The sequence below is a fragment of the Streptomyces sp. NPDC002676 genome, assembly GCF_053592455.1.
The window spans coordinates 1-21153 of sequence record NZ_JBSFVT010000040.1 but is presented as its reverse complement, the minus strand read 5'-3'; the positions used below and the strand labels follow the sequence as shown (position 1 = coordinate 21153).

22 protein-coding genes and 1 pseudogene are annotated in these 21153 nt (G+C 67.0%); 13 read left to right on the top strand and 10 right to left on the bottom strand.

Features of this window, described 5'->3' with window-relative positions; translation table 11 throughout:
• Positions 1 to 3: 3 nt before the first annotated feature.
• The 3 genes from ACWD3E_RS41745 to ACWD3E_RS41735 all read left to right on the top strand — a co-directional run bounded on the left by ACWD3E_RS41745 (position 4) and on the right by ACWD3E_RS41735 (position 2009).
• Positions 4 to 522, top strand: a complete 519-nt coding sequence (locus ACWD3E_RS41745) for a DUF6262 family protein (protein WP_451392693.1) — start codon at positions 4 to 6, stop codon at positions 520 to 522.
• Between the two features lie 218 nt (positions 523 to 740).
• Positions 741 to 1229: a hypothetical protein gene (locus ACWD3E_RS41740; RefSeq protein WP_451392692.1), complete on the top strand. Its 489-nt coding sequence runs from the start codon at positions 741 to 743 to the stop codon at positions 1227 to 1229.
• A 534-nt stretch (positions 1230 to 1763) separates the two neighbouring features.
• Complete coding sequence (locus ACWD3E_RS41735) at positions 1764 to 2009, top strand: hypothetical protein (RefSeq protein WP_451392691.1); 246 nt, start codon at positions 1764 to 1766, stop codon at positions 2007 to 2009.
• A gap of 12 nt (positions 2010 to 2021) precedes the next feature.
• Here ACWD3E_RS41735 and ACWD3E_RS41730 read toward each other — a convergent pair whose 3' ends face one another.
• Positions 2022 to 2222 carry a hypothetical protein gene (locus ACWD3E_RS41730; RefSeq protein ID WP_451392690.1) on the bottom strand — a complete coding sequence of 67 codons (201 nt, stop codon included), beginning with the start codon at positions 2220 to 2222 and terminating at the stop codon, positions 2022 to 2024.
• The gene (locus ACWD3E_RS41725) at positions 2219 to 2437 is read right to left on the bottom strand and encodes a LexA family protein (protein WP_451392689.1); all 219 of its coding nucleotides are present in this window, start codon (positions 2435 to 2437) and stop codon (positions 2219 to 2221) included. Before ACWD3E_RS41725 ends, ACWD3E_RS41730 begins: the two co-directional genes overlap by 4 nt.
• A gap of 63 nt (positions 2438 to 2500) precedes the next feature.
• Between ACWD3E_RS41725 and ACWD3E_RS41720 the strand changes: the two genes are divergently transcribed.
• Together ACWD3E_RS41720 and ACWD3E_RS41715 are read left to right on the top strand one after the other, a co-directional pair.
• Complete coding sequence (locus ACWD3E_RS41720; RefSeq protein WP_451392688.1) at positions 2501 to 2857, top strand: DUF6233 domain-containing protein; 357 nt, start codon at positions 2501 to 2503, stop codon at positions 2855 to 2857.
• 217 nt (positions 2858 to 3074) lie between these two features.
• Complete coding sequence (locus ACWD3E_RS41715; protein ID WP_451392687.1) at positions 3075 to 3302, top strand: hypothetical protein; 228 nt, start codon at positions 3075 to 3077, stop codon at positions 3300 to 3302.
• An 11-nt stretch (positions 3303 to 3313) separates the two neighbouring features.
• Here ACWD3E_RS41715 and ACWD3E_RS41710 read toward each other — a convergent pair.
• Positions 3314 to 4222 (bottom strand): annotated as a pseudogene (locus ACWD3E_RS41710) (IS5 family transposase).
• Between the two features lie 854 nt (positions 4223 to 5076).
• Between ACWD3E_RS41710 and ACWD3E_RS41705 the strand changes: the two are divergent.
• Entirely contained in the window at positions 5077 to 5349 is a 273-nt protein-coding gene (locus tag ACWD3E_RS41705) for a hypothetical protein (protein WP_451392686.1), read from the top strand.
• Between the two features lie 185 nt (positions 5350 to 5534).
• Positions 5535 to 7010: a helix-turn-helix domain-containing protein gene (locus ACWD3E_RS41700; protein WP_451392685.1), complete on the top strand. Its 1476-nt coding sequence runs from the start codon at positions 5535 to 5537 to the stop codon at positions 7008 to 7010.
• Between the two features lie 519 nt (positions 7011 to 7529).
• On the opposite strand, the gene ACWD3E_RS41695 is transcribed toward ACWD3E_RS41700, so the two are convergent.
• Complete coding sequence (locus ACWD3E_RS41695) at positions 7530 to 8726, bottom strand: IS110 family transposase (protein WP_451392684.1); 1197 nt, start codon at positions 8724 to 8726, stop codon at positions 7530 to 7532.
• 558 nt (positions 8727 to 9284) lie between these two features.
• On the opposite strand from ACWD3E_RS41695, the gene ACWD3E_RS41690 reads away from it, so the two are divergent.
• Positions 9285 to 10523 (top strand): IS110 family transposase, encoded by a 1239-nt coding sequence (locus ACWD3E_RS41690; RefSeq protein WP_451392683.1) that lies wholly within the window; start codon positions 9285 to 9287, stop codon positions 10521 to 10523.
• A gap of 615 nt (positions 10524 to 11138) precedes the next feature.
• Here the strand turns inward: ACWD3E_RS41690 and ACWD3E_RS41685 are convergent.
• Positions 11139 to 11306, bottom strand: a complete 168-nt coding sequence (locus ACWD3E_RS41685) for a hypothetical protein (protein ID WP_451392682.1) — start codon at positions 11304 to 11306, stop codon at positions 11139 to 11141.
• Positions 11307 to 11502: 196 nt separating this feature from the next.
• Between ACWD3E_RS41685 and ACWD3E_RS41680 the strand changes: the two genes are divergently transcribed.
• Together ACWD3E_RS41680 and ACWD3E_RS41675 are read left to right on the top strand one after the other, a co-directional pair.
• The gene (locus ACWD3E_RS41680) at positions 11503 to 14178 is read left to right on the top strand and encodes an ATP/GTP-binding protein (RefSeq protein ID WP_451392700.1); all 2676 of its coding nucleotides are present in this window, start codon (positions 11503 to 11505) and stop codon (positions 14176 to 14178) included.
• A gap of 149 nt (positions 14179 to 14327) precedes the next feature.
• Positions 14328 to 14945, top strand: coding sequence for a hypothetical protein (locus tag ACWD3E_RS41675; RefSeq protein ID WP_451392681.1), 618 nt, complete (start codon positions 14328 to 14330; stop codon positions 14943 to 14945).
• Positions 14946 to 15145: 200 nt separating this feature from the next.
• Here ACWD3E_RS41675 and ACWD3E_RS41670 read toward each other — a convergent pair whose 3' ends face one another.
• From ACWD3E_RS41670 to ACWD3E_RS41655, 4 genes are all read right to left on the bottom strand, one after another.
• On the bottom strand, positions 15146 to 16231 hold the full coding sequence (locus tag ACWD3E_RS41670) for a helix-turn-helix domain-containing protein (RefSeq protein WP_451392680.1): 1086 nt from the start codon (positions 16229 to 16231) through the stop codon (positions 15146 to 15148).
• Positions 16232 to 16257: 26 nt separating this feature from the next.
• Positions 16258 to 16950, bottom strand: a complete 693-nt coding sequence (locus ACWD3E_RS41665) for a hypothetical protein (protein ID WP_451392679.1) — start codon at positions 16948 to 16950, stop codon at positions 16258 to 16260.
• Between the two features lie 875 nt (positions 16951 to 17825).
• The gene (locus ACWD3E_RS41660) at positions 17826 to 18314 is read right to left on the bottom strand and encodes a winged helix-turn-helix domain-containing protein (RefSeq protein ID WP_451392678.1); all 489 of its coding nucleotides are present in this window, start codon (positions 18312 to 18314) and stop codon (positions 17826 to 17828) included.
• Positions 18315 to 18409: 95 nt separating this feature from the next.
• Complete coding sequence (locus ACWD3E_RS41655; RefSeq protein ID WP_451392699.1) at positions 18410 to 18709, bottom strand: LexA family protein; 300 nt, start codon at positions 18707 to 18709, stop codon at positions 18410 to 18412.
• Positions 18710 to 18775: 66 nt separating this feature from the next.
• Here ACWD3E_RS41655 and ACWD3E_RS41650 point away from each other — a divergent pair, with 66 nt between their 5' ends.
• Positions 18776 to 19123: a hypothetical protein gene (locus ACWD3E_RS41650; protein WP_451392677.1), complete on the top strand. Its 348-nt coding sequence runs from the start codon at positions 18776 to 18778 to the stop codon at positions 19121 to 19123.
• A 5-nt stretch (positions 19124 to 19128) separates the two neighbouring features.
• Here ACWD3E_RS41650 and ACWD3E_RS41645 read toward each other — a convergent pair whose 3' ends face one another.
• Positions 19129 to 19524, bottom strand: coding sequence for a DUF5958 family protein (locus ACWD3E_RS41645; RefSeq protein WP_451392676.1), 396 nt, complete (start codon positions 19522 to 19524; stop codon positions 19129 to 19131).
• Between the two features lie 374 nt (positions 19525 to 19898).
• Between ACWD3E_RS41645 and ACWD3E_RS41640 the strand changes: the two genes are divergently transcribed.
• Positions 19899 to 20465 carry a DUF4253 domain-containing protein gene (locus tag ACWD3E_RS41640; RefSeq protein WP_451392675.1) on the top strand — a complete coding sequence of 189 codons (567 nt, stop codon included), beginning with the start codon at positions 19899 to 19901 and terminating at the stop codon, positions 20463 to 20465.
• Positions 20466 to 20727: 262 nt separating this feature from the next.
• Positions 20728 to 21072: a hypothetical protein gene (locus ACWD3E_RS41635; protein WP_451392674.1), complete on the top strand. Its 345-nt coding sequence runs from the start codon at positions 20728 to 20730 to the stop codon at positions 21070 to 21072.
• The last annotated feature ends 81 nt before the right edge of the window (positions 21073 to 21153 follow it).

The following is a 21153-nucleotide window of genomic DNA, read 5'->3' as shown; positions in this document are numbered from 1 at the left end:
AACATGAGTGACGGGCGGCGGGCCGACTCGGACCGCCGCCGGGAGCGCGTTCTCAAGGCCCTCGACACAATGCTGCGAAGCGACGCCGACATCACCGTTTCGGCTCTCGCCCGTACCGCGCGAGTGGACCGCACCTTCCTCTACCGGCACCGCGACCTGCTCCAGCGTGTCCACGCGGCCGCGGCCGCCCCTCCCCAGGAGGGGCGGATCGCAGCCGTCAGCCGGGTCTCCCTACAGGCCGACCTGGCCAACGCGCTGGAACGGAACAAACGCCTTACCGCGCGGGTCCGGCAGCTGGAGAAGCGCCTCTCCCAGGCCCTCGGCGAGGCTGCCTGGGCCGAGTCCGGCTTGGGCGCGCCAGCCGACATCGACCAGCTTCAGCAACGCATCACGATGCTGGAGCAGAACCTCGCCGACATCCAGGGTCAGCTCGATGAACGTGCCGATGAACTGGAGGCTGCCCGAGCGGCAAACCGAGAGCTAACCCGGGCCCTGAACCAGCGCGAAACCGCCCACCGGTAGGCCTGACGGGCGGCGTCCTCGTCGTCTTGTGTGAGCATATGATCGCCAAGCGTGAACTTTGCTGTTGTCTGACGCGTTGGGGGGAAACGGTGCCGGGGAGACATACCGCCCAGGTCCTGAATGTGGCAGCTGCGATCGCGATGTTGTCCGGGTGCGGAGGAGCGGATCAGTCCGCGCCGGAGGCCACGACGAGCGCTCCATCGTCAGCGAATACCAATGTGGTGCTTGATAAGGAGGAGCTAAGGGCTGTGTTGCCCGGCGATGCCGATGTGCCTCCGGGCTGGAAGGCGGCATCTTCGTATCGCATGGACGGCCCGGGTACGGATGGCTCCGTTGCCGTCGGCAGAAGGGCTTACAGCGCGCCAGATCTCGACGGTGGCGTTGGGTTCGGACTTAGATCGTTCAGGAGTCGCTCACAAGCCGAGGCCAACTACGACGAGACGAAGAGGCGCTATGCCAGCACGCAGGAGGCAGCGGCGCGGATCGACGGTGCGGACGCAGCATTCACAGCCGTCTATTGCCTCGGCCGGAGCTACTGCAGCAGCGCAATCCGGATGCGAGTGGGGCCCGTCAATGCATACGTGAACCTCAGCACTGATGGGCCGCCGGCCGCAGAACCGAAGGTGCTCAACTCCATGGCACGCACCTTCGTACTGCGCATCCGCCAGGCAGAGCAAGGCCAGAGGCCCACGGCGAGGGCCAGCTGAGGTTGCGGCGGATGGGCAAGGCTTCCGGAGGCCAGGCACCGGGAGCCGTACAAGAGCGCGGCGCCTCCATTACACCGATCCGAAGCCGATTAACTGCCGCGCAGCGAGCGCAGGGGACGTTCGCTCGATACAGCGATGGCGCCACACCTGTTGCAGCAGATACTGTCGACCGCATCAACGCTGAGCTGCACGAATCGGCGCACTTGAGAGTCGCAGCACTCTCCGCCCCCAGAGAACTGCCATCAGCGAGATGGACCTCGTGAAGGCGCACCGGATGCTCCTCGGTGGCCGCGTACAACCGGACCGGCATCGCAACCAACCCGAACTGGACCACCCCCGACCACGTGGCCTTCATACATCCAGAGTCATCCGCCAGCAGACCGCACGCATCCCGGTCGCGGACCGCCCCGTTTGATCACCACCCGGTCCCGTTACACAGCCAGCTACTGCCCTGGGGGGATTGCAGTTATGTACCTGATTGGGCGGTAAGTTCGATCGTCGACCTGTCCCACTCGCCGCTTAGGATCCGTGCCTGTGACAGAGGTCCCCGATGAGCTGATCGAGCTGGAACGGTCCGCCGAGGAGGAACGCGCGCAGCTCGCCGGCCTCACCGGTGACGGGTACGACGCCCAGTGGCGCCTCTGGCGCCAGGCGTCCGAGGCCGTGCAGGGGGCCATCACCGCGCACGCCGAAGCCACCGGGGCGAGTCGGCAGCACGAGGTGGAACAGGCCGTGAAGAATGCCGTCCGGCACGCCCAGGAGGACCCGGACGCCGAATAGCCGGCGCCGGATCTACGACGAATGCGGCCAGGTGGCCAGCACACTGTCGGTCTCCTCGTCGATGAGGGTGAGGCGTGCGTCGGGGATGCTGCCGTACTCGCCGACCCAGCGCCGGAATTTGTCGTGTGCAGTGTCCTCTCGGTCCCACCAGCCGTGCTGCACCTGCCGGCCGCCGGTCGCGAGCAGCAGGTGGTAACGGCCGGTGCTGGTCATGCGAGGTGGATCCCTCTCTGGCGTCGCGGCTCGCGGACGATCGCGTGCTTCGCTTCCAGCTCGCCCAGCTGGTAGTGCACGGAGGCCCTGCTGCGCATGCCGACAGCCGCCCCGATCTGCCCCATCGTCGGGGCCTCGCCGGAGTCGGCGATGTGCTCACGGATGAAGCGCAGGATGCGCTCCTGGGTGTCGGTCAGATGGTCCACGCGGTGCATACTCTGATTAGAGTATGTGTTCGATTTTCGAGGCAAGCGGAGACACGGCGAGGGGTGAAGGTGATGAGTGGTGAGCAGCCGCTCTCGCGTCGCGACGCGCTGCGCTTCACACGCCGGGTCATCAAGCAGCATGCCGCCCGGCAGCTGGCCCTCATCGACCGATGGATCGCCGACGAAGAACGGCGCCAGACCGAGCGGCGCCACGGCGAACACCGGCGGCCACCGCGGCCGGACTGGCTGATCCAGTACGGCCTGAACAAGGCCAACATCGACGCCGTCCACACCGGCGACTGCTGGGCGGCGGCCAAGAGCGGGCGCTGCCGACCGGCGACCCGGCAGCAGGCCCTCGACGCACTTCGGGAACAAGTGCCGGCATGCCCGCACTGCCGGCCGGACGCGGCGCTCGGCATCCTCGACTAGGGACTGTCCGACGGGTCACTGTGCTGCCAGATCCATGTCCCGCAAGCTGTCCGCGTAGGTGAACCGAGAGAACGCCATCGCCATCTTCATGATCGGATAGTCACAGGGCTGATGCGGTGGCGTGGCCCGGTTCGGAAGCGTGATTACGCGTGCCCGTCCTGCAGTTCGTGTGCGAGACGGGTGCACCACTCCAACAGTTCATAGGAAAGGCGGAGGCATGGCCAAACCTGTTCGCGCGGCTCTCGGGGGCGTGTGGATCAAGTGCAATTTCTGTCAGGGTGACCTGTTCAGGGACCGTGAGGTGAAGCTCAACAGCTCCGGAATGGAGTTCATGAGCCTGGGCTGGGCGAACGAGTCGGCAACCGGCCTGATCTGCTGGAACTGCGGCTATGTGCATCTGTTCGTGAACAGGGACATCGAACTGTACAAACAGAAGAAGGGCTGAGTTCCGGCGGGTCATGTGCGCAGCCAGAGACGAAGGGATGCGACAGTCACGGTGCCGTGAAAGACGTAAGCCCTCTTGTCGAAGCGCGTGGACACCGCGCGATTGATCTTCAACCGGTTGATCAGCCGCTCAACTTCGTTCCTGCGGGCATAGCGCGCCGGGTCAAAGCCGATGGGCCTGCCGCCGTAGCTGCCACAGCGTCGGCGATGGGTCTGCAGGTCACGGCGTTCCGGGATGGTGTGCTTGATCTGGCGACGCCGCAGGTAACGGCGGTTTTGGCGCGATGAGTACGCTTTCTCGCCGCTCAGGTGATCCGGCCGCGTGCGGGGGTGACCGCCGGCAGGACGGGGCACGCGAATGCGTTCCAGGACCGCGATCATCTGCGGGACGTCGCCCCATTGTCCGGGCGTGATCAGCACGGCCAGGGGCCGCAGTCCGCCCTCACCGGGCCAAGTGGATCTTCGCCGTAAGCCCGCCGCGTGAACGGCCGAGAGCCTCATCCGGACGTTGCTGGACGGACCGGCCAGGCTTGCCGACCCTTCGAGGCGCCTGCTTGCGTGCGCCGGCGGCGTGCTGGTGCGCACGACACACGGTCGAGTTCACGCCCACCATAGACCAGTCGATGCGGCCTTCCGCGTCGGCACTGCCCGGAAGATCCTTTCCCATGTGCCGTCCGCGGACCAGCGCCGGTGCCGGTGCCGGTGCCGGTGCCGGTGCCGGTGCCGGTGCCGGTCACAGCATGCCTGCCAGCTCCCGAACCTTCTTGGAAGGTCACGCCACGGGATGCCGGTCCGTATGCGGAACAGGATCCCATCAATGACTTGCCGGTGATCCTTCCACCGCCCGCCCCGACCGACGTTCTTCGGCAAATGCGGCTCCAGCCGAGCCCATTCACAATCGGTGAGATTCCCCCGCCCCACACTGCCGTGAACGATCCGCAGTCCGGCTCGTCACTGACCCATCAAACAGGCCCTAGTCCCGGTCGGCATTGGCCGACTGCCGGGTGGTGGTGCGCTGTCGCCGGGCTGTCGGCGGTCGGCGTGGAAGGCATCACCGTATGACGTGGCCCCTGCCCCGAGCCGATGCTGACCGTGACCGTGAACAGCCCTGCACGCACACCAGGTGAGCCTCCGACGACAGGTAGATCAGTCACCGTCGGAGCGCGGTACGCGGGCATGCGGCAAGCTGCCGATAGTTGGCACAACTGTCGACGTCGTCCTGGGAGTCGCTGTCGACGTCGCCCGGGACAGCGCCGGACGGTGGCGGCACCCGGTCCGGCCACATCGCATCCGCACGGACGTCGACGTGGCGCAGGTCCCTCTGCTCCGAGAGGACGATGTGCTGCGCTGAGCGTGCAGGACCGCTTGTGATCGCGCGTTTGCACGTCTGCGGTCGTGCTACGCCGTAGCACTGTCGGAATCGGGTCTTATTTCGACGCCTTTTCCACGCCTGCCGCACACGAGATCTCGCACTGCGACCACTTTGGGTGCACTTCGTGACAGAAAATGAAAGAAAGAGCCCGAGGGTGAAAAAAGGCCATGGCCGACACGCGGAGCTACGGAATCCAAGGAAGTTTCCTACGTGCCAACAACGAAAGTCCACTGTCCTGGGGCAACCAGCATTATGCCCAGTAGTGGGGCATTTGGTTGATTAGCTTATCGCACTCTGTATCGGTAGCGTCACCCTCAGGTGCGTGCGGGACCTCTCACGGCGTCTTCCCAAACCCTGTTCGAAGTCCCGCACGCTCACGGCAATCCAAGGAAGGAGTTGCCCTATGGGGCGACCTACCCCCCGGCGCCGCCGGGTAAAACAGCCATCCGGCCGCTTCGCACGCAAGCGTAATAGCCGTAACGAAAACTTCCGTTACGTGAACCGGATTGGCACGCACGCTGTCACCGCGTTCATCGGGATCCTGTTCATCGGGTACCTGCTCATTTTCCGCCCGTCTGTCCATGTGACGGTCTCCCCTGAGGCCGCCACCGTCTTCGGCGGTGCGCTGTCCGGCGCAGCCCTCCGGCTGCTGCGATTCCGCCGCTACCGGCGCTAAGAGGCCGCGGGCCCGGGGGAGACCGGCCTCACTGCTCTCCCCCGGGCCCGCATCATGCGATGCGGGCCGGCCTATCCCTGGCCGGCACCGCGCGACGGCCGCGTGTGACGAAACCCGGGGAATCTCGGGTGTATCAACCGCGGGCAACCCTCCATGAACCCTTTTCGTTACGGGACGGAAGCAACGTGAGTGACCGATGTGAGTACTGCGCCTCTCCTCTTACCGGGGGCCCCGGCAAGGGCCGGCCCCGGAAGTACTGCGGCGACGCCTGCCGCCAGGCCGCCCACCGGCGCCGCCTCCACACAGGATCCGCTGCACCACGCCTCGCGCAGCCGGCACCGGCGGCGCAGCCACCGCACGCCCTGCGCACCACCCCGGCACCCCGCCCCGCCGGTCACGATCCCTCGGCAGGGGAGGAACTCCTCTGCGAGATCGCCAAAGACATCCAGGACGGTGCCCGCGACCTCGCGCGGCTGTTGCCCTCCCTCAGCGGGGAGGAACCCCTGCAGCGCATCAGTCAACTGCAGGAACAACTCGACGGCCTGACCGCAGCGGTCGTCGGCCGGGCCCGCTACCGGCGCGTCACCTGGGCCACCATCAGCTCGGCTCTTCGCGTCAGCGAGGACACCGCCCGCCACCGCTACACCGACCGCTACATCCTGCGCCGCCTCGCCCGCTTCAACCGCTCCGAGAAGGTGCTCACCTCCGTGGCCGGTCTCTTCACCGCCCCCGGCGACGGCACCACCCCAGCCCTGCCCTCCAGTGACAGAGGCAGCGAGAGCAGTGACACAGGCGACCGCGGGGACGGCCCAGAGCAATCCACACCAACCGAATCCTCAGGAGCCGCCTACAACCGGCTCGCGCCGATCCTGTCCATGCTCATCCGCACCGCCCAGCTCACCAATAAAGAGGTCAGCAGCAAGATCGGATGCTCCCCCTCCTACCTGTCGCGGATCCTGACCGGCGAACGCGTGCCGACCTGGGACCTGACACGCAAGTTCGCCCTGGCCTGCGGAGCCGACCCCGAAGTCCTGCGAACCGTCTGGGAGTCGGAGAAACTCAGCCACAGATGCCGCGAACCGGTCCCCGAACCCGACGCCCCTCCCCTGCCGGCCGCCGACCGGCTACGCGCAGCAGTCCACACGCTCCACCTACGCGCAGGACGACCCGCACCGAGTGACATCGCCGTCGCCAGCCGATGGGTCCTCACCGCCGGCACCGTCGCATCCCTCATCGAAGGCACCGTCATACCCCCCCGCCACGTCCTGCAGAAGTTCGTCCGCCTCCTGGGCGGCGACGTCGACCACTTCGCCCAACTCCTGGACAGCGCCCACCACGAAGCCACCACCGGCGCAGCCATCATGCAGCCCGCCCCCCATCCCGAGACCGCCCCCACACCGGCACCCGCGCAACCTGAGCACACCATGCCCCCTCCCGCCCCCACGAACACCGGCCCCGACGCTGTCATGAAGACATTCAGCAAGGTGCTCACCGAAGACCGCACCGTCGAAGACGGCCGCGCCCGCCTCCTGCACAAACTCGCCAAACAAAACCCGGAGACAGGCCGCGCCCGGTGCCGGCCCATGACCGCGATCACCGAAGCCCTGCGACAGCGCAAACTCCCCCCAGCCCCCACCATCACCCCCCTCGGAGGAACGTGACCGACTCTGATGGCCGCCGCAGTCCGGACAGCAACGCAGCCGTACCCCCGGCTCGCGTCCGTCCAGGGCCCGCACAAACCCCACGATCGCAGTGCGGCAGCCGCCGCCCCGGACAGCGTCTCCGCCTGACCCGGCAACCGCCGGCCCGGACAGGCCCCGGGCCCTGCCGGTGCGCAACTGCTGCCGGAACCGATGAACAGAGCCGACGGCCCGGATAGCGGACCCGTTGCGCTACGGCTGTGTGTGCGGGTCTTGAACTGATCTCAGAGCAGCCGTCTCTCCTGGGTCGCGCGGCGCGGGTCGGACTCGGCTACCTCGGCAGCCCGCGACTAGCGCGCCGCCCGTGCGTCCTTTTCGGCCGACCGAGCTGGCGGCACTACCTCCCGCTGAAGTCACTCAATCGCAGCACTGCCTGACGGTCACAGAGCGCGCCTGTGCCGCCCGGCTCGTACTGTCTGATGTGGCATGCCCCGTTCCTGACAGGACGAATGCGGGCTGGTGGCTTCCCAATGCTGAAAGTCAAGCTGCCATGGTCGCGGGTGGTGTGACTTGGTAGCGCCGTCGGTCACGAATGAGCGCCCAGATCACGTTGACGCGTCGGCGTGCGAGGGCGATCACTGCCTGGGTGTGGCGCTTGCCCTCGGCCCTCTTGCGGTCGTAGAAGGCCCGCGAGTTCGGGTCGGACTGAATGCTGATCAGCGCGGATTGGTAGAACACGCGCTGCAGGCGCCGGTGGTAGCGCGTGGGCCGGTGGAGGCTGCCGCTAATCTTGCCCGAGTCCTTGGGGACGGGGCTGACGCCGGCGAAGGCTGCGAGCCGGTCCGCGGTGGGGAAGGCATCCAGGTCTCCGCCAACGGCGGCGAGGAACTCTGCACCGAGCGTCGCTCCGATGCCGGGCATCGAGGTGATCACCTCGGCGAGTTCGTGCTCGCGAAACCGGCCCTCGATGAGCTTGTCGGTTTCTGCGATCTTCTCGTTGAGGGCCATCACCTCCTCGGCGAGGGTGCGGACCATCCTCGCGATCGCCTTCTCGCCGGCGACGGCGGTGTGCTGCCGCCCGGCGGCTTCCACGGCCTTCTCGGCCAGGCCCTGGGCGCCTCGGACCTTCCGGTTGCGCAGCCAGGTCGTCAGCCGGCTCACGCCGGTCCGGCGGATCGCCGCGGGGGTCTGGTAACCCGTCAGCAGCTTCAGCGGCCCGGCGTTTCCGAGGTCCAGGGCTTGTTCCAGGGCGGGGAACATGCTGGTCAGCAGGGACCGGAGCCGGTTGACGGTGCGAGTCCTGTCGGCCACCAGGTCAGTGCGGCGCTCCGTCAGCAGCTGCAGTTCGATGACGGCTTCGCTGCCGAGCCGGACCGGCTGGAGGTCGGTGCGCATCCGGGCCTGGTCAGCGATGATCCGCGCGTCGCGGGCGTCGGTCTTGCCCTGGCCCCGGTAGCTGTCGGTGGCCCGGTTGACGGCGAGGCCGGGGATGTAAACGAGCTCCTGGCCGTGGTTGGCCAGGACGGTGATCAGCAGGCCCGGTTCGCCGCCGGTCATGTCCATCGCCCAGGTCACCGCCCGCCCTTCGGCGAGGTCCAGGACGTCGGCGATCAGCTCGAGCAGTTCCGGCTCGTCGTTGGCCACCCGCCGCGACAGCAGCACGCTGCCCTCGGCGTCGAGGACCAGCGTGTGGTGGTGGGTCTTCCCGCAGTCGGTGCCCGCCCATATCCGGCTCATCGTGCTCCATCGGGTCGTACTTGCCTTGTGTACCACGGACGACCTCGCCGGCATGGCTCTAATGGGCACCGATCCGAGCCGATCACCGGGAATACAGCCCTGACTGGTAGAGCGGGTCTGGATCTTGGGGCAGGGCTGAGGCCTGGCATTGCTCTGAGCCGTGAGCTCTTTGTGTAGGCGGGCCCGCCCTGCCCCTTCACCCGAGCGGTCACCGTGGCGACGGTCGGGGCCGGGACAGCCGCAACACACCCCAGAGCCGTGAGCCCTTGGTCAAGAGCCGGCTCCCGGCACCGTCCGGCGCCCCGGGGACCGCTCCGCCGCCGCCTCCTGTTTGGTGATCGGCTATGGATGGTCGTGGTCCGAGCCATCCGCAGGGGGCACCTCTCACGCAACCGGGAGCCGTTCAGCTCCTGCATGGACCGAGGGCCCTGCGGACAGCTGGGGTCACGAACGGCTAATCGGATGCCGGGCCATCGAGCCCTTCCATTAGGGAGACGCGTGCCCCCGCGCGGCTGCGGCCGCCGCACAGCCCCGAGACGAGAGGAAGCCAGCGCCACGATGACCATCACCTGCGGGATCGACTGGGCCAGCGACCATCACGACATCGCCCTGGTGGACCACGAAGGAGTCCTTGCCGCACGCGCCAGGATCACCGATGACGCCGCCGGGCTTGAACGGTTGCTCGCCCTCTTGGCGGAGCACGGAGACTGCAAGGACGCCCCGATACCGGTGGCGATCGAGACCTCGCGCGGGCTCCTGGTCTCCTGCATGCGCGCGACCGGCCGCCCGGTCTATGCGATCAACCCGATGGCTGCGGCCCGCTACCGCGAACGCCACGCAGTCACCCGAAAGAAGTCCGACCACCTCGACGCCATGGTCCTGGCCAACATCCTGCGGACCGACAAGGCCGCCTACCGCACCCTGCCGAACGACAGCGAACTCGCCCAGTCCATCGCCGTGCTGGCCCGAGCCCAGCAGGACGCGGTCTGGGACCGCACCCAGGCCAGCAATAAACTCCGCTCTCACCTGCGTGAATACTTTCCCGCCCTACTCACCGCGTTCGAGAACGCGCGCGAGGGCCTGTGCCACCCCATCGCGCGAGTTCTCCTCGCCGCGGCCCCCACCCCGGAACAGGCCGCCCGGCTCTCACGCGCCCAGCTGCGGGCGCTGCTGAAGAAGGCCGGCCGCAAGCGGGCAATCGACGCCGAAGCCGACCGCCTCCGCGACATCTTCCGCCGCCCCCAGATGCGCCAACCCGTACTCGTCGAACGGGCCATGGGACGCCAGGCGACCGCTCTGCTCCGGCAGTTGGACGCCGCGTGCACCAGCGCGGACGACCTGGCCACCGCGACCGTCGAAGCCTTCGAGTCCCACCCCGACGCCAGCATCATCACCAGCTTCCCCGGCCTCGGCGCCCTCACCGGCGCCCGGGTACTCGCCGAGATCGGCGACGACCGGGCTCGCTTCGCCGATGCCAAGGGCCTCAAGGCCTTCGCCGGGGCCGCCCCGGTCACCCGGGCCTCCGGCAAACATCTCGCTGTCATGGCCCGCAAAGTCAAGAACCAGAGACTCGCCACGGCCGGCTACGTCTGGGCTTTCTCCGCCCTGACCGCCTCACCCGGCGCCCGCGCCCACTACGACCGCCGCCGAGCAGCTGGCGACCGCCACACCGCTGCCCAGCGCAACCTTTACAACCGGCTTCTGGGCTGTCTGCACCACTGCCTCAGCAACCGCGTCGCCTACAACGAGAGCACCGCATTCCCCAGCCCGATCCCCGAGCTACGGGCGGCAGCTTGACGAGTAAAGCGCATCGGATGTCTACACAGCGACCCTCTCGCACTTCCCAATCGGCGGCCGAGTCGTCGTGGGGAACCGGGCGGCCAAGCCTCCAGAACCACGATCGGCAGCCCCGTGTAAGCCACACCCGGTTCCCCTGGGTGGCCACAACCCTACGAATGGCCCCGGCCAACCCAGAAAGAAGGTAGAGCCCCGTGTCTTCTTCGCACGTTGCGCGGGGTCACCCCAATCCAGAGATCCTCATCAGCGCCGCTGGCGCGAGGCCTCCGAGAGGGTACAGGCGGCCATCACCGTGCACGCCGAAGCCACTGGGGCCAGCCGGTACGAAGAAGACCCCGTACCCCGACATGGCTCGTCAGCCAGGCGACCCAGGCGCCATCGGGGCCCGGCCAGGTGGGGATCCACGATGTGGTTTGCCGGGTGGGCGCAGATGCGACCGTAGGCTCCGTGACGTGCGGGGCACAGCCGGGGGCGAGTTTGTCCGGGGCAAGCGCCGCCAGGTCGTCCGGGAGCCTTCGGCCTGCCGCGGTAGCACGTTCCTGTGCGCCGCGGCGTCGCCCACGGAATGTGGACGGTCGTCAGGCAAGGGCAGTGAGTCCGAAGGCGCAGAGACGTTCACGTATATCGATAGGCGCAGAGACGTTCACGTATATCGATGGCGTGTGTGAAGAGGGAGGCGTGCAGACCGACGGCAGCCGCGGCGCGGACGAAGGCGGGTTCGTCATCGAAGTAGGCGAGACGCTCAGGAGATGCCGAGTCAGGGTGCGGTGCTGGGGTGTCCACGGAGGGACGGTAGTACCCGCCGACCCCCGGCGTCGCTGAAGCTTACGACCTGGCCTCGCGGACCGGGTGCGCACCGCACCAGGCGTCTCGCTGAGTCCGCTCCCGCCCCCCGGAGGCGGTGTGGCCTGCTTGCGGTCTTGCCCGGCACTGTTCAAAGGAGCATAGATTGGCTCCAGTTGATCGTCAGGGGGGCGTGGTGGCAGGGCGGGATCTTCGAACGCTGTTCAGCTCGAACGACCGGAGTATCTCCGCGAACGAGGCGTTCACGAACCGGCAGGCGCAGTGGCAGGCGGTGACCGTCGGCCTCGCAGAGCACCAGCGCCGCGTGAACAGCCGGGGCTTCGATGTGGAGGACCTGGAGAGTCCCCGCCGTAACGTCCTCGTCTTCCACGGGGTGGGAGGCATCGGCAAGTCCACGCTGTCCCGGAAGGTGGAGGCGTCGCTCGCCCACAGCGAGTACCGCCCCGCGCAGTGGGACTCGCCCTCGCTTGACCAGGAGCGGGTGCTCCCGGTTCGTATCGACCTCGCACGCTCGGCGGGCATGGACTTCGAGCGCGTCATCCTCACCATCCGCCTCGCCCTTGCCGCGCTGGGACGGCCGATGCCCGCCTTTGACCTCGCCCTGCGCCGCTATTGGGAGCGCAACCACCCCGGCGAGCCGATCGAGGACTACCTGCGCCGGGGCGGGCTGCTGAGCCGCTTCAGCGCCGCTGCCGCTCTGCCGCAGCAGATGCAGTCCGCCCTCAGCGACGTCGCCCAGGCCCTGCTTCTGCCCGGCACCGTCGGAGGAGCGCTCGGCCACGGGGCCGGTGCGCTCGTCAAGGCCCTGCGTGAGCGGCGCCAGGCGGTACGGGCCCTCACTGGCTGCGGACGGCTGGCGGATCTCCTGGAGGCCGAGCCCGATCTGGACGCCCTTAGCTTCTACCCGCACCTTCTCGCCTGGGACCTGGCCCAGTTACCGGCGGACAAGACCGTGCTGCCGGTGATCTTGCTGGACACCTTCGAGGACACCGGTGACCGCACGCACCGCGACTTCGAGCGCCTGCTCCAGCGCATTGTGTGGCTGATGCCCAACGCGTTCTTCGTTGTCACCGGGCGCAACCGGCTCCAGTGGGCGCAGACGAGTCTGGAGGGCCAGCTCGACTGGACCGGCCCGGACGCTTGGCCCGGCCTGGACACCGGTACTACCGCGCAGACCACGTCCCAGTCGGGCGGCCGTCAGGTTCTGATCGGAGACTTTTCCCGCGAAGACTGCGAGGACTACCTCGCCCGCAGGGTCAGTCGGGACGGGAGGCCGCTCCTCGACGATGCGGTCCGCCGGGTCATCGCGGAGCGCTCGCACGGACTGCCCCTGTACCTGGACCTGTCGGTCATGCGCTACCTGGAACTGCGGCGAGGCGGCCGGCAGCCGCACGTTGCCGACTTCGACCACGACTTCCCCGCCTTGATCGCCCGTACCCTCAGCGACCTGAGCAGCCAGGAGCGTCATGTGCTGCGCTCCGTCAGCCTGCTCAGCGCCTTCTCCGTGCCCCTGGCGACCGAGGTCGCCGGCATGGACCACGACGCGCCCGCTCTGCGGCTGACTGAGCGTCCCTTCGTCCGGGAGTCGGCCACCGGCACCTGGCCCTTCCACGTCCACGACCTCATCCGTGCCGCCATCCGCAACGCGGACGACGCGAGCGACGACCGCTGGTCGGACGAGGACTGGCGGCGCGCGGCCGAGCGCGCCTTCTGCGCTCTGGAAGCGCAGTGGTGCCAGGGCCCGCGACGCGACCGCGCCATCCTGGTCGGCTGCCTCCAGCAGGGCCTCGCCCTCGCACGGGACTTCGACCTTGATCTCGGCTGGCTCGCCGATGCCGCCTTCCAGTACGTGGAAGACTCCATATGGGAACCGATCGCACCCCCGGCGGCCCGCGACGCGCAGCTGGGCGGCCGGAGCACCGCCGCGAATGCTCTGGTGGAGACGCTCAGCGCCATCGCCCGCCGTCAGCACGAGCACCGTGAACGAACCGTCAGCCGGCTCTCGGCCGTTCTGGCAGCGGGACTGCTTCCCGAGGAGCTCGTCGAGCTCGCTACGTACTACCTGGCCAAGGCCCAGCGCGACCTCGGACTGACCGACGACTCGCGCCGGGGCATGCAACGCGTCGCCTCGGCCGGAGGCCGCCTGGCCTTTGCCGCAGGCCGCGGCCTGGCACACCTCAGTCGGCTGTCGGGAGACTTTCCCGCGGCCGTGGAAGCCGCCGGGCGACTGGGCTGGCCAGGACGCCACCAGCGGGTGCTGGGCGACGTCTGGTGGGTGCAGGGGGACATGGACCGGGCGGCAGCCGCCTACCTGGCCGACCGCAGTGAGGCGGAAGAGCACGCGGTCGAGGGCGAGAGGACGATGGTCCAGGCGCATCTTGCCTTTGCCGTCGCCTTCATCGACCCCCTGCGGGCCGATGATGAGCTCGACTTGGCAGAGCGGCTGCTGTTGAACCTCAACCTGCGCTCCACCGAGCTGACCGCGCGCATCGCCGCCCTCGTACGGGATGCCGGGTTTGCCCAAGACCTGCCGGAACGGGCCGCCGTCCTTCTCGCCGAGATCGGCGTCTCCGGCGTCTCCTACGCCGCAGCCAAGCTCCAACTGGCGCTGTCCTTCCACCACGCGGTCCTCGACGCACACACCGATCTCGTGGCTGGCATCGGCCGCCTGCGCGAGCTCACGCAGAACGGCGACTACGCCTACTACGTCGACATCGCGCACTTCATGGCCGGCCTCCCGCTCCCTGAACAGGCCTCGCGGGCGCGGTGGATCGACGGGGAAGAGCAGACCCGCGAGCGGTGGCGGAACATAGTGATCAGGCGCCGTCAACTCCTGAACACTGCTCGCTGACAGAAGACGATCGCGCGCCCGGCGAACCGGACCGCAGCCAGGCTGTCCGGGACACCGAGGGATCGTCCGGCAGCGCCTCGGGCCGGTGTGAAAGTGCGTGCGTCCTCGAGTGAGGCGGGTGTGGGTATGACAAAGGGGAAGGGAGTGGCGTGGAGAACCGGTTCGCGGGCGGCTGCGCGTCGTACTCGGTGTGGGTCTCGGCGGGCGGGGGGTTCCTCGGCAAGGGCCTCGACGGAAGATGGGAAGTGCGGTGCGCGACCTGCCAGTACGTGGATGAACGTGCTGCGGCCGACGACTTCGACCCAGAGGCCATTGAGCTGCCGACTGTGCCGCCGCCCGGCAGCGCAACCACCGTGACCCTGCGCGTCCTCACGCTGAGCCGGGCGTACTGGTCCTGCGGAAAGGACACAGAGTGTTTGATCGGTCTGTATCCGCAGCGGCCCGGCCGCGGCTACGTCGGCTTGTTTACCACGGACAACGCCAAGACGATGGCGCTGGTTCGGCGGTTGCTCCAGCAGCACGGCCACGCTGCTCTGGCCGCGACCGTCAAGAGCCGCTACAGCAGGACCATGCGCGAGCGTCAGTTGTCCAACGGCTGCGTTCACTGCGACGCACTGCAGGGCAATTTCCCCGTCCACGACGAGGCACTGAGCCGCGTCGCCGCCAGCGGTGTGGACGGGCTGGACACGCTGTTGGTCGCGGCGTGCCCGGTGCTGGAGTGGCAGGCGATCGTCCACGACAACAGCGGCGGTGTGATGGCCATCTGAGGCTGCCACTGCGCAACACCCAGCCAACCTGCGCAACCGCGCCGTGGCCTACGAACACCGCAGGCCAGGCGGCTGACGAGCCCAGACCATGCGCAGATCTAGTGAACCGAGCGCAGCACCAACCCGCTCAACCAAACTGCACAATCCCAGGTCAGAAGTGTGACGACTGCTCAGTTTCACTACCCCACGACAATAGTCACCTACTTAACAAGTTGCAACGCCGGCCGCACAGGCGCGGTTCTTCGCTCTCCCCCATTGAACCCAATTGGCGCGAGTCCGAATACGAAGTCATTGAGTTCTTCGGGGTGAATATTCACGGCTTTTGCCATATCGAAGTGGCTCATGTGTGCTGCTCGGAGCGCTTCGAATACCTTGGTCAGGATTTGGCTGCTCTCTCTGGCAAGTTGGGAGCCGGGTTCACCTCTGCGGTATCCCATCTGTGATAGCTGTTTGGCTGTCTGGTGGTATTTCCACTCGGAGAGCTGGCCGAGGGTGCGTAGCCGGTAGGCGAGGGCCATGGCGGATACTCCCCATCGCCGTTTGGCGCTCAAGATTCGCTCTAGGCTGGGCTGGTCGAGCTGTTGGGCGAGGATGCCAGCTTTTGGCATGAGGAAGGCAGAGGCGAAGGCGTCGGCCGCAGCTTCTGCGGTCGGTCCCGAGGGAGTTTCTGGGCCCTTGTGGAGGACGAGGTGACCCAGTTCGTGTGCGACATCGAATCGGCCGCGTTCGCTGCTCTTTCGGGTGTTCAGCAGGATGTAGGGCACCCCGTGCTTGAACGTGGAGAACGCGTCGATGTCGAGGCAGTCAGGGGCCAGGGAGAAGATGCGGGCCCCGTGGGCCTCTAGGAGGTGGACCATGTTGGGCGCTGGTGCTTCACCCAGGCCCCAGTCTGCGCGTACCCGTTCGGCCGCAGCCTCGGGGTCCATTCCGTCGTAGGCCGGCACGTCTGGGTGAGGAAGTGTGAAGTGGGCTTCGAGCCATTGGTTCAGGGTGGCTGCGATGGCGCCGCAGCTGAGTGCGCTGTCTCTCTCTACCGCGCTCATCTTGCTCGGTGCCCGGAAGCTGACGGCTCCCACTACCACGTCGGGTGCCGGCTCCGCACGGAAGAAGCCGACAGGGAAGCCGAGGCTGTGGGCGAGTGAGGAAAGTGTCTCTTCCGACGGGACTTTCCTGGAATTCTCGAAAGCGGTGATGCTCTGGGCGGAGATCCCAGATTCGCGAGCAAGCGCAGCAAGAGTCATGCGTCGCCTTTTCCGAGCCAGAACAAGTCTCTCGGGGGTGAACACTTTCCTCAACTCCCGTGTTTGCCAGATCAGCCGGTGAACTGCACCGGAATGTTTACGCCGTTGTCGTCGTCGGGGGCGTCGAGGAGTTCGATATCGACCCCGGGGTCAGGAAGGGTGAACAGGGGGAGACGTTCGCTCCACTCGTTCACGTACCTCCCCTCCATCTTTACAGGAAGGGAAAGCTCCGCAGCCAGACCCGCCGTCGTGCGCTCGTACAGAAGGAACCACAAAGGCATCTCGTCCAGTTCGCCACCGAACTCGATGTCATCCCTGGACTGAAGGACGCCCTGGCCGGTGCGCCGCTCGAACTTGGCGTTGTTTTCAACGATGACTGCCATCGCGCGGCCCTTGGGGTTCTTCGAGCGCACGGCCTGCTCAAGGTTTCCGATGCCGCCGCATCCGCTGATCGCGGTGATCGCGTGGGTGGCGGCGGGGTGAACCGCCCGCAGGATGCTGTCTCGTCGGGTGTACTTCCACGGCGAGGACGACTTGTTCACGTCCCTGAGGTGCCCCGCCAGATACTTGCGGTCCGTCAGATGCTCCGCAAGGTAGCGGTTGGCCCTGCTCCAGAACGTGATCCCCGGCATGGACGGGGCGTCGAACTCGGTGCACATCCGTGCCTGGGCAGCCGCCCATTCCAGTGCGTCCACGAAGATCTGCTTGTTCACCCCCAGCTGTGCGAGCCGCGCGTCGAGCTGCATGGCCTCATTACCTGCCACAGACCCCTCCCTGACTAGGTTTCAGAAATCGTACCTCGAATCAGGTCGGATTTTTGAAACCCTCGCGATCATTGCACAAGAGTTCGAATCTGTCAGCACGGAGGCGGCATGCGTCCGCGCCGGCTGAGCACCCCGGTGAAGCGCTTCGCCCTCCGCTCACGTTTGTCGGCTTTTGGTGACTCAGTAGCTGGGAGCAACGCGGCTGCTGTCGGTGATCAGGCCCAGAGGGTGGAGGCGTCGGCCTGGTTCAGTAGAGTCCAGGTGTCGCGTCGCGATGGCACCTCACCACCATCGGGTTCGGGTCCGACTCCGCAACAGCGAGCCGCGCAAGCGCCTCACCTCACGCCGGGTTGGCAGGCCCATCAATGGGTGTAGCTGCTAAATCCGGCGGCGCAGGAAGGAGGTACAGCGATGACCATTCTGACAATGATTGGCGGCGCTGTCCTCGTGGGGTTGTTCCAGGAGATTGCCCAGCGTTCGACTGGTCACGTCTGGGACAAGCTGACTCAGCGCTTCAAGCGAAATGGCTGAGTAGGCCGGTAACGGGCTCGGGTTTGGTGCTCATGCACCGAACCCGCCCCCCTAGAGAAGCTGCTGAACAGGCAGCTCTCAGCTGCCCCGGAGGAGCAGGGACAAAGCCCCGGGCGGGATCGACGGGGGCGCCGCCGAGCAAGTGAGGATGTCGGCGGGAGGTCACGTCCGGACGGGTTCACAGTGGAAACGCTCTCGCGCGCTGTCTGGTGTTCAGCCCGCCGGGGGCGGTGCGGTGATCTCCACTCGGTATTCGACTTTCAGTGCGTCGAGGTGGCCGGCGACATCCGAGTGTTTGGAGTAGGGGTAGGTCAGGGTCACGAGTCGGCGGGCGCGGGTGATGGCTACGTAATAGACCCGCAGCAGCTCACTGGTCTCTGTGTGGGTGGACGGGTCCGCCCAGGCCTCAAGGAGTTCCTTGATGTCTTGCGGCTTCGGCAGATGGATGAGGACCGCGTCCGCCTGTTGCCGGACCGTATCTCCTCCCTGAGCAGGTCGGCCGTACGCACGTAGGGGGCCCTGGGGTCGTGTTCGGCGTTGACCGTGTCGTTGGGGAGGCTGGAAGGCTCCGTCGGGGCCGCCGGCGGAAGGCCGGGGTGCGTGCTGCAGACGTAGCTGCCCCGGCCGAGCACGGAGTAGACCATGCCCTCCCGCTTCAGCACTCTCAGCGCATTCTGCACGGTCGAGCTGGAGACCCCGAAGTGCGCTTGAAGTATCCGCGCCGACGGCAGTCGGCTCCCGGCCGGATACTCTCCGGTGTGGATTCTGGCACGCAGCACCTCGGCCGCCTGAAGGTAGGGCGGCCTCGAGTCGTCTTCCAGCGGCAAGGTCATGGTCATACCGTATGCAGCGCCCCTTCCTCTCCCGGCCGTGGGCCCGAGCACGGCCGGGGCGGGAGACGGCTGTCCGTGTGCCGCCGCCAGGATCGTCAGATGGCGCGCATCACGGCGACGACCTTGCCCAGGATGACCGCGTCGTCGGCCGCGAGCGGCTGCAACCCGGGGTTGTGCGCGACGAGCCAGGCGTGACCGGCCGCGTCGCGCTGGAACCTCTTCACCGTCGCTTCGCCGTCAAGCATGGCGGCGACGATGTCGCCCGGCTCGGCGACCTGCTGCCGCCGAACGGTGACCACGTCGCCGTTGCAGATGGCTGCATCGATCATGCTTTCCCCGGACACCTGAAACCGACAAGTTCGCCGAATCTTGGAGAGCTCAGGATGGAAACCGATGGCAGACTGCCCCCGATCGCGTGCACTCTGACGTAAGTTCACGTGCCCCGCCGTAGGCTGATCGGCGTGCAGAGCGAGGAGAGCCCGCAGAACGCTGTCAAGCACTGGCAGGAGTGCGCCAACGTCTACGATTTCCTCGACCAGATCCGCCTCCGTCCCGGCATGTGGCTGCCCGACGGTTCGCTCCAGCACCTGCAGTCCATACTCACCGGCTACCGCGTCGCGCTAGGTATCCACTCCATCGATGAACCCTTCGACTTCTGGCCCGAAGGCGACTTCACCTGCTGGCTCCGGAATCATCGCGGGATCTCCAGCTCCCACACCTGGGCATCTGAAATTGAACGGACCACGCCGGAGGAATCAAATCCGGTTGCCCAGTTCTTCCAGTTACTCGATGAATACCGCAGCCGATAGAGCTCTCACTCAACCTCAGCTACGTCGGCAAGGGGCAGCCTGTGCCACTCGTGGCCGCACCCGTCGGAACAGAAGCGCTGACGTCGGCGATCGTCGGCAACCGCCAGCACTGAGATCAACAGGCGGAACGCCTTCCGGCGCTCGTCCAGGGGAGCCAGACTGGCGATCTTCCCCAGCTGTTCGTTGATCCGGCCGCGTGTGATCAGAACTGCCGGAGTGTGGGTCGCGCGGAGGCCGGCGCGGCGAATGGCCTCCGGCCCGTCGTCGGAGGTGGCTCGCGCCTGGACGCAGTAGTGAGACAGGAGCCGCAGGGCTGCGACCTGCTCCTCGACGAGGAGGCCGTCGAACCAGGCGATCCCCTGTGCCATCGGGCGCCGCTCCTGAGTCAACTCGTTGAACATGACGGCCCACTCATTCACGGCTCATCCCCTCGACCAGAATGTCAAACATTCGTTCCCCGGCATCGAACCACACCGGCCATTCAGCCGATTCACGCGAGCATGTCAGAGCCCGCAGCTAGCATCCGCCTGTGAACCCAGAGCTGCTGTCGTCCCTTGCTGTCCCACTCCCGCCAGGCCGGTTGGTCACCTCCGATGAAGGTGATGGACGCCTCGAAGCTCTGTGGCTGAGCGACGGATCTGTATCTGCGAAATTGTGGACGCGGATCCACGCCGAACGTCCCCGCCGAGGCGTGTGGCCCCTTTTGCTGGACTCGCGGGACCCGCAGGACAGTGAGTTTCGGCCCTGGGGCACCGGCGAGCTCTTCCCCGAGCAGATGTCATCACCAGATGACCACGACCCGGCCGAGTTGCTCGCGAAGTGGTGGGCGACGTACACCGCGGTCGATGAGGACGACGACATGCTGTCGCCCGACCAGCGGCTGGCCGTTACGGCCCCCTTCGGCCAGACCTGGCCGGGCCTCGCGCCGGCCGGTCAAGCGGCAGCAGATCCCGACGATCTGGCCGCGGAGTACGCAGCGCGCTTCGTCCTCAGCCGGCCGCAGTCACGTCTGGGCCTCGTGGCCGCGCATTCGGGTGCCGACGCCCTCGCCGTCGTAGGCTGGGACGGGCCTGCCAACTGGGACAACGACACCGCCACGTTCGCCGCCGTGGTGAGTGACTGGGAACGGCGCTTCGGCGCACGCGTGGTCGCCGTCGGTTCCGACACACTCCATCTGAGCGTCGCCGCACCCCCGACGACCGCCGAAGCCGCCCTGCTCGTCGCGGCCGAACACTTCGCCTTCTGCCCGGACAACATCTGGCAGCGCCCCCGCCCCCAGACCCTCGCGTCGTACGCCGAGCGACTCATCGACACCCACTACTGGGAATTCTGGTGGGACTGATCCGGCTCGCACCAGGGCGGCCGCAAGGTAATCGTTTCTTCGCTGCGAGGCGACGTCGGTTCGTTGAGAGGATCCGCGTTATCGACCCCTGCAGTACATACAGCCGAACGGGTCGACAAAGCTCGGAGAGCTTTGTCGGCTTCACGAACGCCGCTACGTTGATCACCCCCAGCCGAAAGGGTCGGACATGGTCGACGGGAATCAGCATCCGCTCTACTCCATCGTCTTGGAGCAAGAGGCCCGACGTCGCCGAACTACCAAGATGGAGATCATCGACGGGACCTGCACTTCGGGGATCGGGGCGCCTGGATCGTTGGCCGCTTTCGTCGCCCGGAAAGGTTCCGGGGCGCTGGACGACGTCCGCCGGGCTGCCCGTGGCGACCGGGACAGCATCGACAGGCTGATGGCCAAGTACGGCTCCGAACCGGTGCAGCCGGAACCACCCTCCGAGACGGTCTACGCCCAGACGCTCGTGGACTCCGACGTGTTCGCGAACATCCAATACGGTGGGAGCGACCTGAGTAAGGGCATCTTCCTGCATCGCGGGGTCGACCTGGTCGGTTTCTCCTTCCCGTACAACGGGGGACGCCTAATAGGACTCCGTTAGGTCTGTCTTGATCTTGGTGTTGTGTGTGTCCTGCTGGGAAGGGGCTGGTGGCAGGTGGTGCAGATGCCGGTCCAGCACCTC